A 12681-nucleotide genomic window follows, 5' to 3' on the forward strand; every position below is an offset into this window, starting at 1 on the left:
TCTCATGATTTTCGGAATTCGCCCTAGTCAGCGCAGCATAATACGGTGGATTGCAGTTATTTTTGCAGTCTGGTCGGCGCAATTTGCGTACGCAGAAAATCAGTGTGGCATTAATAATGTCGTTGCACATTATCATATGCCGTTTTCAGCTTTCGGCGATGATTATTCCAAAATCAGAGAAGAGATTCGAGTAGCTAAGCGTTTAAATATAGAGGGCTTCGTCGTAAACGTCGGAGGCCAGGTGGCAGCAGGCCGTACAGCGGTTCAGCTGGCGCGTCTATTCGATGCAGCTGAAGAAGAAGGTCTATTTAAGATAATTATCTCGATTGACGTGTCTACGGACGCTCCAGGTGTTGACGAGAGCATTAATCTTCTTAATTCGTATTTTGGACGTCGCGCATACTGGAAATGCGAAGGACGACCCGTCTTTTTTTCTTGGAATGCTTCGCGAGGCTATGATAGCAGGCCCGAATTTTGGACAAGAGTGATTGGGAAGCTCAAGGATAGCGGTTGGGATCCCATACATTTAGCTACAGTCTTTCTGAAAGACGGAAATTCTTTGGTCGAGCATCCCAATCTTCAGCAGCTTTTATCTTTAACGAGGGCTTGGATAGGCACGCCTGCGCAAGGACTCTCTCTGATCTTAGGCCCCGATAACTTTAGCTTGAAGCAACGTACGGAAACTATCCAGAATTACTCGCACCTTATTGAAAATGGACTACCCATCAGTATCGGAGTAATCCCCGAATATTGGGGTATGACGCAAAAGAGCAGCAATAGGATTTTCCGGGACGGCGGAATTCCAGAGTTCTACGATACCTTAGTATTCCTGAAGAATGAAATCAAACCTTCATTCATCCAGATATTTACTTGGAATGACTTTACGGAGGCATCTTATATCGCTCCCGTTTCGTCGCAGAGCGTTGTTTCAAACAATCGTTTTTTGTCTCGCTACGGCGAACTCTTCTTTAAATCTCATGCGGGATACGCGCAGGCTGTAAGGGAAGCGTTCTCGAAATCATCAATTGGCAAGAACACAACGTTTCTCTCGCAAGAGAGTCCTTCGGGAAGCGAGTTCTGTCAGAAACGAGAATGCCGACGCATCTCAATTTTTTCTTTGGATCGGAAAACCGACGCAGTGAAACTCGCCTCTCCACAAGGCGTTGTATCGCTGCCGCTGACCAGGGGGTTGTGGAGCGGCTACCTGGAGCCAGGAATTTATAAAATTAAAATCTCTGCCCGGTTAGTTTTCTGCTACAGAGTCAATGCGGCGACAGCGGACAATCTAATCTCAGAGACAGATTACATTGACTGGGCTAGTGGCTCCAGCTCCCAAAACATCACAACAGATCAAAAATGCGAAAAATTTCAATAACGGTGCCGAGCTTCAATCAAGGCCAATTTATCGCGGAATGTATAAACTCCTGCGCGACGGAAATAGATATGGGCGTGGAGGTGTTGGTCCTTGACGGAGGCTCCACTGATAATACGCTCGAGCAGATAGAAAGCGCCCGTAAGGCGCCGGCCTTTCTTCGGAGTCATAAAGATTCTGGTCAAGCCGCAGCAATTAACGAAGGTCTATCTAGATCATCCGGAGATTGGCTCGCATTTCAGAATAGCGACGATTTTTACATGCCAGGGGCGATATCGCTAGTAAGCGATTTTATTAATTCGGCTAATGCTGAAGGAATCGATTTGATTCTCGGGGGAACCGTATTTGTAGACGAGCAAGGAGAAGTTCAGTCTATACACTACCAAAAGCCCATTTCACGATTAGCCATGGCTCGGCGAAACTATATTCATAATCAATCAATGTTCATATCCCGATCTTTATTCGAAAAAATCGGGGGCCTGGATCCAAATCTCAAATTCTGCCTTGATTATGAATGGTTCTTACGCATATTAAAGCAGGATCCAAAAATTAAGATATTTAAACGAATCCTAGGGGCTCAGCGATTCCACTCGTCAACAAAGACGTCGAATATGCAAGATATCCACGATGAAGAATTTAAGAGTGTGCGGAGTAAATATTTTACGAGCCTGGAAATAGCGCTGTCGAGCGCATGGGATCCATGTTACCGAGCCTTCCGCTTTGCTTGGCAGCGGATCTATGCATGAAAAATACACTCAGAATATTCATCCAATGTGCGCTATTTGTGCTCCCTTGGGGAGCACGGCGTCGTGCACTCAATGCTATGTTGGGATGGGAAATAAAAAAAACGGCGCGGATCGGCTTCAGCTTAATCCTCGCGGAAGCGGTCCTACTGGAAAAAGGCTCAAGGATCGGGTCACTCAATTATGTGAGAGGACTCACTTCGTTACAGCTTTATGAGAATGCGTTAATCGGTAATCTGAATTGGATTACGGGTTCGATGTCCCAATTTCACGGCGCGAGTGCGCTCACGCTCGGAACTAATTCTGCGATTACTAATAGACATTATATCGACTGCAACGCGCCAGTGCTCGTCGGAAAATTTTCCACGGTCGCCGGGGTTCGCTCCCAATTCCTGACGCACTCGATCAAACTGTCCAATAATAGGCAGCAGGCAGCTCCAATAACCATTGGCGACTACTGCTTTGTTGGAAGCGGGTGCATTCTATTGTCGGGCGCCAGTCTGCCTGCCTACTGCGTTCTTGGGGCAGGGTCTGTCTACAGCGGCAGAAAGGACGAATCCCCTTATGGACTCTATTCCGGGGTTCCGGCCAAGAGGGTCAAGGAGTTGGACGCTAATACTGCATATTTCTCCCGCCAAGAAGGAGCAGTCTCGTGAAGAGAAAAATTTATATTGTTCACCACGGCGCCCGAGATGAATATAAAGTTGCCGCCGAGCTGTCAAAGGACGTTCGTTTTGATGTTCATTTAATAACGACAGGATATCCGCCCAAGTGGCTTTCTCGGCTTTCCGTCTTCAATCGGTTTCGCCTATTTAGAAAGCTGCTCGCCCGTGAGAAGAGTGATCTCCGAACTGTAAATATACGGTCCAATTTAATCTTGGAGATTATTCTCCGCGCATTGGGCAAGCTTTTTGGAGAGGGGTGGTACTTAGATAAGATGGACAAGGGAATTGCGCGCAGCTTCTTCGCCGGTTTCCAGCCTGAGGACTGCGCCTATGTCTTGGCTTATAACTATAACGGGTTCAGAATTTTTTCCGACAAGCGGCTTGCGGGTGTTAGAAAGGTACTTTTTATGTGCCATCCCCATCCTGTATTTTGTCGCGCAGTACTAGAAAAATACATGCAGGCGGGAGTGATTCCAAGCTTGAGTGGTGAAAAAGAGTTCTCCTACGCTCCGAGTTATTTAGCTCGTCAAATAGCGGAGCCTACTTTAGCATCTGAGATTATTTGTGCTTCTACGCTAACTAAGGTTAGTCTTGAGCAATACTCTGGCAATGCGGTGCCGATTAAAGTAATTCCCTATGGTGTCGATAGGAAGTTTAAGTATTTTGATCACGGGCCAATGCGAGAAGAGGGTTCGTTTTCCCGCCCGCTCAACATATTATTTGTTGGGCAATTTTCCTTTCGCAAAGGTATAAACCTTTTAGAAAAGATACTACAAAAAGTCAGACAGCCAGTAAATATGATCTTGGTCGGGCGTGGAATGCGCGAGTACGAAGTGGAGCCCCGCGCTATAGGTTCTGGCCATAGCTTAGAAGTATTTTGGGACGTACCCTTTAAGGACCTCGTCTCGATATACAGCCGATCTGATGTGTTCCTTTTTCCGACTCTGTTAGAAGGCTTTGGCCTTGTAATTTTGGAAGCGATGCTGGCGGGCGTGGTGCCCGTTACCACTTCAATGTCATGTGCGACAGACGTAATTAGGGATGGAGTGGATGGCTTCGTACGCGACCCAAGCGACATAGACGGGATGGCGGAGAGCTTGAATACTCTTGCAGCAGATCGTGTGCTTCTTGGCCGAATGTCGTCTAGCACCAGCGCAAGAGCTGAAAGCTATTCTTGGGATCGATTTGGGGCGGAGCTTAGAAGCTCCCTGCATGTTCAATGAACGAGAGAAAATCGACCATTTTTTTTGCGGTCACTGCGCTTCCGCCCCCAGTCCATGGTCAGTCGGCGGCGACAGCGGCTCTACTTCAAAGCTTGCAGTCGCAAAAGATAAAAATCGGTATTTGTGATGTTTCTCCAAGATCCCTTAATAGACGCCAGCCTTCTTATCATTTTCGACGCTTAATGGGCTATGTGGCCGCCCTTGGGAGAATTTTGAAAGGCAGCTATAAAAATAGCCTCTTAGTTTATACGGTCTACGAGGCTGGAAATGGGTTTTTATACACATATCTGCTCGCAGCTTGGGTTCGACTATTGGGTGGAGAGCTTATTCTTCACCATCACACGGCCGCGCAGTTGAAGAGTAGGTCTTCGAAGTTCGATAAGCTCCTACGAGTGGCGCCACAATCTACGCTCCATGTTGTACTGAGCGAGGGGATGAAGAAAGACCTCAGCAGCCTGTACTTGGTAGATCATTCGAGCATCTTTGTGCTACCGAATTTCGCATTGTTGGACATGGACGCGCCACGTGCCTCGAGGGTATCGACACTTCAACTCGGCGTTCACATTGGAATGCTTAGCAACCTTTGCGTAGATAAAGGTAGTGAAAGTATTCCAGAGCTGATTGATGAACTGGCGGCAAAGGGTATTGTGTGGAAACTTACGGTAGCCGGCCCAATTACGGACGGCACTACGAGAGCAATCATAGATCAAGTTGGAAAAAAGTATCCCGGAAGCTTTAACTATATCGGACCGATTGATAAAGATAAAAAGCAGCAGTTTTTTTCCGAAATCGACTTGTTTTTCTTTCCTTCCAAGTACAAGAACGAAGCCCAACCACTTGTGGTGCTTGAGGCGTTAAAGAGCGGCGTGCCCGTTGCTGCGGCGAACATGGGCTATGTTCAGGAATTGCTTCGGGGTACTGACTTTGTATGCGAAGAACAAGCCCTGCTAGTGGAGAAAACGGTGGAGTTCTGCGGGCGACTGAACGTGGAGGCTCATGTTCAGAGAGATATTGCACTCGCAGCATTTGAAGACCTTGTTGATGCAGGTAGATCTGCCCTGAATAAGTTCTGCCTGGAAATAAAGAAAATTACGATTAGCGATTCTCTGGAATACTGAGATGCGTGTACCTGTTCAATACCTTGGCCAATCTGGGTGGAAGCTGTCGTTTCGCTCGTTGATTGTATATGTAGATCCCTACCTATCAAACTCTGTGGAAGAGTTGGATGGACCTGAACTTAAACGGTTACGGCCGATTGCGTTCCCGGCGGAGTCAGTCGCGGACGCAGATTATGTGTTGATAACCCATGATCATCTTGATCACTGCGATCCTCATACGCTGCCCGAAATTGCCAGGCGTTCTCCTCAAGCTATCTTCATTGGTCCCCAGCCGGTGTTAGAAAAACTCAGCGAGTGGGGTATATCACCGACGCGTTTGCAACTTGCTGCGGAATACTGGACCACATTGGGCACCGAAAATTCGGATCTTAGAATTGCCGCTGTCCCGGCCGCACATCTTTCTGTCGAGCGCGACACCAATGGGCGTCTTAAGTATGTGGGATTTATAATTGAATGGCTTGGCAGGAGAATATATATAGCGGGTGATACTTGTGCGGATGATGCGGTTATCAGAGCAGTAGAATCATATAAGCCGATTCACACTGCAATATTGCCGGTAAACGAGCACAATTTTTATCGCGCCCGCCGGGGGATTGTGGGAAACATGTCTGTTAGAGAGGCGTTCCAGTTCGGAACCGATCTAGAAGTAAAGCGAGTGGTCGCGGTGCACTGGGACATGTTCAAAGTTAATTCGGTTTACCAGGAGGAAATTGAACTACTTCATAAATTAATTAATCCTCCCTTTGCGCTTTCCATCGATCCGAAGTTCATCAACCTCAACGATGTAGACGTAAGCATAGTAATACGGACTCTTAATGAGGAACGGTATTTAGATGAATTGCTTTCGGCGATTGCCGACCAAGACACCGGTGGGTTATCAACCGAGGTGGTCCTTGTTGATTCAGGTTCTACCGATAACACGCTTGAAATTGCTCGACGACATAACTGCCATATAGAGAAAATTTCCAAGGAGGAGTTTTCATTCGGGCGATCATTAAATATTGGCTGCCGCGCTGCGACGGGATCGGTATTGGTATTGGTTAGCGGTCATTGCATTCCTGCGAATAGGCACTGGATTCGAGATTTGTGCGATCCTATTATACGTGGACAAGCTCAATATACGTACGGTCGGCAACTTCCCGGCGACGGTAGCTATTTCAGCGAAGGCAGGATCTTTGATAAGTATTTTCCAGAAAGGTCGCAAATCCCCCAGGACGGTTATTTCTGTAACAATGCTAATTCTGCATTGCAGAAAGAGTGCTGGGAAAAATACGGCTTTGATGAGGAAATCACTGGGCTGGAAGATATGGATCTTGCGCAGCGTCTATGTGCTGAGGGCGGGCGCGTTGGCTATGTGGCTGAGGCGGCCGTATTCCATTTACACCATGAAAATTGGCGTCAGGTGCGCCGGCGTTTTGAGCGCGAGGCCATTGCACTACAAAAGATTATGCCTCAGCTCCATATGAGTTTGGGCGACGTTGTTCGATACATTTTCACGAGCGTTTATAAAGACATGTCGGCGTATGGACGAGGCATGACCTTTCAAAAAATTAAGGAGATAATATTTTATCGATGCAACCAATACCTTGGTGGCTGGAATGGAAACCATGAGCACAGGAAACTTTCTCGGCTAGAGAAAGAGAAGTTTTTTTACCCCAATGTTTAGGAGAATTTATGATTAAGGGCAGAAAAGTGGTTGCTTTGCTACCGATGAAGGCAAACAGCGTTCGAGTGAAGGGGAAAAATTTCAGGGAATTTTGTGGAAAGCCGTTGTTTAGGTGGATTTTAGACACGCTTTGCGAGGTCGGCGAGATTGATCAAATCGTTATTAATACTGATGCCCGTGATATTCTTGAAGCTAATGGTTTGGTTTCGGGGGGGAAAATATTAGTTCGCGCTAGAAAGCAGGAGATTTGTGGTGATCATGTATCTATGAATCTTGTGCTTGCTGATGATGTTGAGAACACGACGGGCGACATCTATTTGATGACGCATACGACAAATCCACTTCTTTCGTCGCAGACGATCAGAAATGCTTTGGAAAAATTCGAAGCTGGCATTGCCTCGGGCGTCCATGACTCGCTATTTACGGTCGATAAAATCCAAGCCCGATTTTATCGAGGCGATTGCACGCCAATTAATCATGACCCAGACAACTTAATTCCCACACAGGAGCTAGAGCCATGGTACGAAGAGAACTCAAATCTGTACATCTTCACGCCGCAAAGTTTTGCTTCCACTAAAGCTCGTATCGGCAAGGCGCCTATGATGTACGAAGGGCCGTTTATTGAATCCGTGGATATCGATACTCCCGACGATTGGGATTTCGCAGTAATCGCTGCTCAGTTTGTGAAAAGCTCGAAGGAACAGAAATGAAAATACTTGTGACTTGCCCCCCAATGCTCCGGATGATTGATAGCTTTAGATCAACATTCGAGCAATATGGTGTGAAGGAAATAACGACTCCGAATGTCGTTCAGACATTGTCAGTTGAAGAACTGCTCGAAATTGTTCCAAAGCACGACGGTTGGATTATTGGCGATGATCCTGCAACGCGCGAGGTTTTTGAGTCTGGCAAGTCGGGTAAGCTCCGTGCGGCAGTTAAGTGGGGAATTGGAGTAGATAATGTCGACTTTAAGGCTTGTCAAGAACTAGGTATACCTATCGTTAATACTCCTAATATGTTTGGGGGTGAGGTGGCGGATATAGCTGTGGGCTACGTGATTGGTTTGGCCCGACAAACCTTCGAAATCGATAGAGGCGTTCGTGCGGGCGGTTGGCCGAAGCCAAGCGGTATTTCTTTAGCGGGCAAGCGAGTGGCGCTGGTTGGTTACGGAGATATTGGTAAGAATATCGCCAAGCGATTGCTTGCTGCTGACATGAACGTCATGGCTTATGATCCCTTCGCCGCTGATGACCATTCCATTGCTGTCGAGAGAAAGGTGTGGCCGGAGGGAATCGAGGATGCTGATTTCATAGTAGTAAGTTGCGCGTTGACGCCCTCTAGTTTTCATTTAATCAATGATGCTGTTCTCGAGAAGGCTAAAAGTGGAGTTAGGGTAGTCAACGTGGGGCGGGGGCCTGTGGTGGACGAGGGCGCGTTGATCAAGGGTTTGGCGTCGGGGAAGGTGTTTTCGGCGGCACTTGACGTTTTCGAGGTCGAGCCTTTGCCAATGGAAAGCCCATTGCGCTCTCACGCGCGCTGCATTTTTGGTTCTCACAACGCGAGTAATACCGCTGATGCCGTTGTACGTACAAGTGAACTTGCAATAGACCGCCTGATGAGCTTTTTGGGTTCGGCGCGTAGGTGATGATTCGGCAATTGCATTGCGATGGGGGCCCCTGGGCCCTTGTCACGGGCGCGTGCGGCGGTATAGGTCGAGCGCTGGTTTCTGAGTTTGAACAGGCTGGCTATCGTGTGATCGCTGTGGATTGTGTGCCTCGACCTGAAGGCTTCGGGGCGGCGAAATATTTACGTTTTGACTTAGAGGATCTTTGTACGGGTTCTGATGCGGCCGGCGAATTTATAAGAGCCGTGCAGAATACCGTCGGCGATGTTGGGCTCAGTGCGCTTGTAAATAACGCTGCGGTTCAAATACTTGGAGGATTAGAGACGCTTAGTCCCGACGACTGGACTCGCACCCTTAATGTCAATCTTATTGCGCCTTTTTTTCTTATCCAGAATCTACTAAAGGCGCTGGAGAGCGCTCAAGGAGCAGTGGTTAATATCAGCAGTATTCATGCGCAGCTTACAAAGCCTCAGTTTGTCGCTTATTCTACTAGCAAAGCTGCTCTAAGCGGCCTCACGCGCGCATTAGCAGTCGATGTTGGACATAGAATTCGCATAAATGCGATTGAGCCGGCGGCGATTGGAACTGAAATGTTAAAAGCTGGATTTTCGCAAAGTCAGCATTTACTCCAGGAATTGGAAAGGTGTCATCCGCAGGGTAGAGTAGGAGATGCCGTCGAAGTGGCCAGGCTGGCAGTCGCGTTGTGCAGTCCCTTGATGGCGTTCTTGAACGGAGCGTGTGTGAGTATTGCGGGTGGGATTGCAGGGAGATTGCATGATCCCACTTAAGGGCGGAGGTCGTAATGTTGCTTAGGCTGGTAGGACGTCTTTGGCGTTCGCCTTCATTTACGACTTGGGGCAGTCTAGCCGTGCGTTTGGTTGGACTAAGTGCTCTCTTGCCGTTAGCGCTTGCCAAACTCTCTACAGAAGAGGCAGCGCTTTGGCTGATGTTTTCCTCGATTATTGGATTATTGACTCTCGCAGATTTCGGATTTGCTCCAAACTTTGTCCGACTTCTTGCTTATGCGCGTTCAACGAAAAAGCCGCAGAAGGAAATTAGTGATCTGCCGAGCGCAACGCCATCTGTTGGTGAAGCAGATGTGGTTGCTGCAATGAAGCGAATCTATTCGTTTGTTTTTTGGTTTGCGCTTGTCTTCGGGGCAACCTTTGGAACTGTCGCGCTGAACCACTCGGTGATAAAAATAGGGGATCCGAGAATTGGGTGGCTGTGCTGGGTAATAGTGTTGTTGAGTTCAGCTTTTAATCTTAGGTCCGGTATGTATGCCGCCTATTTACAGGGCACGGAGAGAATCGCTGAGTTTAGACGTTGGGAGATATTCGTTGGCGTAGCGACGTTGGGATCGTCGGTAAGTGTATTGCTTTTGGGGGGGGGGCTTCTTGGGCTCGTAATTTGTGCTCAAGTTGGCGCGCTGATCGCTTCTCTAGTCAATCTAAGACTGGCCGTAATTAAGGGTGACAATGGGAATTCATGGCGGGTAAAGCCTGAAATTAATAGTGATGTTTGGAAAGTTCTTTGGCCGGCTGCCTGGAAAAGCGGGCTTGGTGTTCTCATGACCTTTGCCGCGGTTCAGGGCAGCGGAATTGTCTACGCCCAAGTCGCGTCTGCTGCGGATGTCGCTTCGTATTTGCTTGCGCTGCGATTGATGCAGACTCTTGTGAATTTGGCAAACGTGCCGTTTTATACAAAGTTGCCTACCCTCTCGCGCCTGCTTTCGTCGGGACTCGCGGAACAGACTCGGGGATTGGCGAGAAGTGGAATGTTCAAAGCGAACTTTTGTTTTGTGCTCGGAGCACTTGCTGTCGGCCTCTTTTCAAACGTTTTGCTTTCAGTTATTGGTAGCCGTACCAGTTTTGTTTCAGACGAGGTTTGGTGGTCATTGTGCGCGGCAAATCTGATTCATCGTAACGGAGCTATGCGACTGCAGCTTGCGGCGGTATGTAATAAGGTTTTATTCCATATTGCAGACGGTTTTTCTGGTTTGTTGTCTTTGGTTTCGATTCCTTTTGCATATCACGCTTGGGGCGTAATCGGGCTACCAATTTCTCTAAGCTTGGGGTTAGGATTCTTTTATTTCCCGTTTTCCCTGCTGTGGGTGCGTAAGCTTTTGCAGATTAAGTTTGGTTTCCAGGAATTCGTAAGTGCTGTCGTTCCTTTTATAGCATTTCAAGCATTGACTTTGTTTACGCTTTTAGGTTGATTGGAGTTTAAAAATGGATAATGGTGATCCGCTGCTCCTGCAGCGGCCGTCGGTTAACCCCTACTTTAGCGCCGCTGGTTTAGTGCGTGACAGGCTTCGTTGGGATTTAAATATTGAGTCATGGCGGTCTCGTGAGAGGCTTAAACGGTTAAAGGATAAATTTAAAGGTGAAAAAGCTGTTATATTATGTAATGGTCCGTCGCTCAATAAGGTTGATTTCGATTTGCTTAATGGCAAGTGCTATACATTTGGATTGAATAAAGTAAATTTACTTTTCTCTCGTACGAGCTTTCGGCCGAGTTGTGTGGTTGCGGTCAACTCTTTAGTTCTCGAGCAAAATGCCGAATTTTACAACTCAACTGATTTGCCGTTATTTTTGGATTCCGTCGCCTTTGTAAAGAAGTGGGTTAAGGCGGGCGATAATAAATGCTTTCTTCATAGTACTTCTTTTCAGAAATTTGCTAGGGATTGCTCCATTAGTATCAACCAAGGTTTTACTGTTACGTATGTTGCGATGCAGCTCGCTTTTCATCTGGGATTTCGAGATGTAGCGCTTGTTGGGTGTGATCACAGTTTTGCGACCAAGGGGCCTGCGAATAAGACTGTTGAGTCAGGGAAGGAGGATTTGAGTCATTTTGATCCGACATATTTCTCCGGCGGGGTTAAGTGGCAGCTGCCTGACATTTTTGAGAGTGAGATTTCATATGGTCGCGCGAAACGCGTATATGAGGCTTACAATCGGAAGATTGTCAATTGCACGGAAGGCGGATATCTTGAAGTATTCGATCGAGTCGGGCTGGAAAGCTTTTTGAGCAGCAAGTAGTCTTTTATCAATTTTTTTGAGGATTTTATGAAAAAAGCGCTTATAACTGGCATAACAGGGCAAGATGGGTCTTACTTGGCAGAGTTTCTTCTAGCTCGTGGCTATGAGGTGCATGGCATTAAGCGACGTGCTTCGCAGTTCAATACTCAGCGGATCGACCATATTTACGAGGATCCGCATGTGGAGCGTCAGCGCCTGAAGCTCCACTATGGCGATTTGAGCGACAGCTCCAACCTCACGCGCATCATTCAGCAGATTCAGCCCGACGAGGTCTACAACCTCGGGGCTCAGTCGCACGTGGCTGTGAGCTTCGAATCCCCGGAGTACACCGCTGATGTCGACGCCATGGGTACGCTGCGCTTGCTGGAGGCGATCCGTTTCCTCGGACTGGAGAAGAAGACGCGCTTCTACCAAGCCAGCACCTCTGAGCTGTATGGGCTGGTGCAAGAGATCCCGCAGAAGGAAACGACGCCTTTCTATCCGCGCAGCCCCTACGCGGTTGCCAAGCTCTACGCCTACTGGATCACGGTGAACTACCGTGAGGCTTACGGCATGTATGCCTGCAACGGCATCCTGTTCAATCATGAGTCGCCGCGTCGGGGTGAGACGTTCGTCACCCGCAAGATCACGCGCGGTTTGGCCAACATCGCGCAGGGTCTGGAGCAGTGCCTGTACATGGGCAACATGGACGCGCTGCGCGACTGGGGCCACGCCAAGGACTACGTCCGCATGCAGTGGATGATGCTGCAGCAGGAGCAGCCGGAAGACTTCGTCATTGCTACGGGCGTCCAGTTTTCGGTGCGCCAGTTCATCCAGTGGTCGGCGGCCGAGTTGGGCATCACGCTGCGCTTTGAAGGCACGGGCGTGGAAGAGAAGGGCATCGTCGACAAGATCGAGGGGGACCATGCTCCGGCGCTCAAGGTCGGACAGACCATCGTCGCCGTCGACCCGCGCTACTTCCGCCCCGCGGAGGTCGAGACGCTGCTGGGCGATCCGGCCAAGGCCAAGACCAAGCTCGGCTGGACGCCCGAGATCACCGTCCAGGAGATGTGCGCCGAGATGGTGGCGTCCGATCTGGCAAGCGCCAAGCGCGACGCCATGCTCAAGCGCGAGGGCTACAAGGTGTCGACCTCGGTCGAGAACTGATCTTGTCCGGGGCGTCCGCTTGGCGGCCGCCCCTACGATCGGAATGAGAAAAGGGCGCTATGCGCCCTTTCTTGCTTTTTGGG

The 12681-nt window shown here is 48.7% G+C and carries 12 protein-coding genes; all 12 read left to right on the forward strand.

The window, feature by feature from the left end:
- Positions 1-4 precede the first annotated feature (4 nt).
- The 12 genes from ACT54X_RS04390 to gmd are packed head-to-tail and all read left to right on the forward strand — an operon-like array spanning position 5 to position 12598.
- The gene (locus ACT54X_RS04390) at positions 5-1375 is read left to right on the forward strand and encodes an endo-1,3-alpha-glucanase family glycosylhydrolase (RefSeq protein WP_476345232.1); all 1371 of its coding nucleotides are present in this window, start codon (positions 5-7) and stop codon (positions 1373-1375) included.
- Entirely contained in the window at positions 1357-2118 is a 762-nt protein-coding gene (locus tag ACT54X_RS04395) for a glycosyltransferase family 2 protein (RefSeq protein WP_476345233.1), read from the forward strand. The genes ACT54X_RS04390 and ACT54X_RS04395 overlap by 19 nt, the downstream gene beginning before the upstream one ends.
- Positions 2115-2771, forward strand: a complete 657-nt coding sequence (locus tag ACT54X_RS04400; protein ID WP_476345234.1) for an acyltransferase — start codon at positions 2115-2117, stop codon at positions 2769-2771. Before ACT54X_RS04395 ends, ACT54X_RS04400 begins: the two co-directional genes overlap by 4 nt.
- Positions 2768-4003 carry a glycosyltransferase family 4 protein gene (locus ACT54X_RS04405; protein ID WP_476345236.1) on the forward strand — a complete coding sequence of 412 codons (1236 nt, stop codon included), beginning with the start codon at positions 2768-2770 and terminating at the stop codon, positions 4001-4003. The genes ACT54X_RS04400 and ACT54X_RS04405 overlap by 4 nt, the downstream gene beginning before the upstream one ends.
- Complete coding sequence (locus ACT54X_RS04410; protein ID WP_476345238.1) at positions 4000-5121, forward strand: glycosyltransferase family 4 protein; 1122 nt, start codon at positions 4000-4002, stop codon at positions 5119-5121. Before ACT54X_RS04405 ends, ACT54X_RS04410 begins: the two co-directional genes overlap by 4 nt.
- A 1-nt stretch (position 5122) precedes the next feature.
- Entirely contained in the window at positions 5123-6787 is a 1665-nt protein-coding gene (locus tag ACT54X_RS04415) for an MBL fold metallo-hydrolase (RefSeq protein ID WP_476345240.1), read from the forward strand.
- A gap of 8 nt (positions 6788-6795) precedes the next feature.
- Positions 6796-7497: an acylneuraminate cytidylyltransferase family protein gene (locus ACT54X_RS04420; protein ID WP_476345242.1), complete on the forward strand. Its 702-nt coding sequence runs from the start codon at positions 6796-6798 to the stop codon at positions 7495-7497.
- Positions 7494-8432 (forward strand): phosphoglycerate dehydrogenase, encoded by a 939-nt coding sequence (locus tag ACT54X_RS04425; RefSeq protein WP_476345244.1) that lies wholly within the window; start codon positions 7494-7496, stop codon positions 8430-8432. The genes ACT54X_RS04420 and ACT54X_RS04425 overlap by 4 nt, the downstream gene beginning before the upstream one ends.
- On the forward strand, positions 8432-9199 hold the full coding sequence (locus ACT54X_RS04430; protein ID WP_476345246.1) for an SDR family NAD(P)-dependent oxidoreductase: 768 nt from the start codon (positions 8432-8434) through the stop codon (positions 9197-9199). Before ACT54X_RS04425 ends, ACT54X_RS04430 begins: the two co-directional genes overlap by 1 nt.
- 14 nt (positions 9200-9213) lie before the next feature.
- Positions 9214-10629 carry a hypothetical protein gene (locus tag ACT54X_RS04435; protein ID WP_476345248.1) on the forward strand — a complete coding sequence of 472 codons (1416 nt, stop codon included), beginning with the start codon at positions 9214-9216 and terminating at the stop codon, positions 10627-10629.
- 13 nt (positions 10630-10642) lie between these two features.
- Positions 10643-11452 carry a 6-hydroxymethylpterin diphosphokinase MptE-like protein gene (locus tag ACT54X_RS04440; RefSeq protein WP_476345250.1) on the forward strand — a complete coding sequence of 270 codons (810 nt, stop codon included), beginning with the start codon at positions 10643-10645 and terminating at the stop codon, positions 11450-11452.
- Between the two features lie 27 nt (positions 11453-11479).
- Positions 11480-12598 carry a GDP-mannose 4,6-dehydratase gene (gene gmd, locus ACT54X_RS04445; RefSeq protein WP_476345252.1) on the forward strand — a complete coding sequence of 373 codons (1119 nt, stop codon included), beginning with the start codon at positions 11480-11482 and terminating at the stop codon, positions 12596-12598.
- Positions 12599-12681 lie beyond the last annotated feature (83 nt).

Source organism: Pseudacidovorax sp. DMC4 (genome assembly GCF_056314265.1).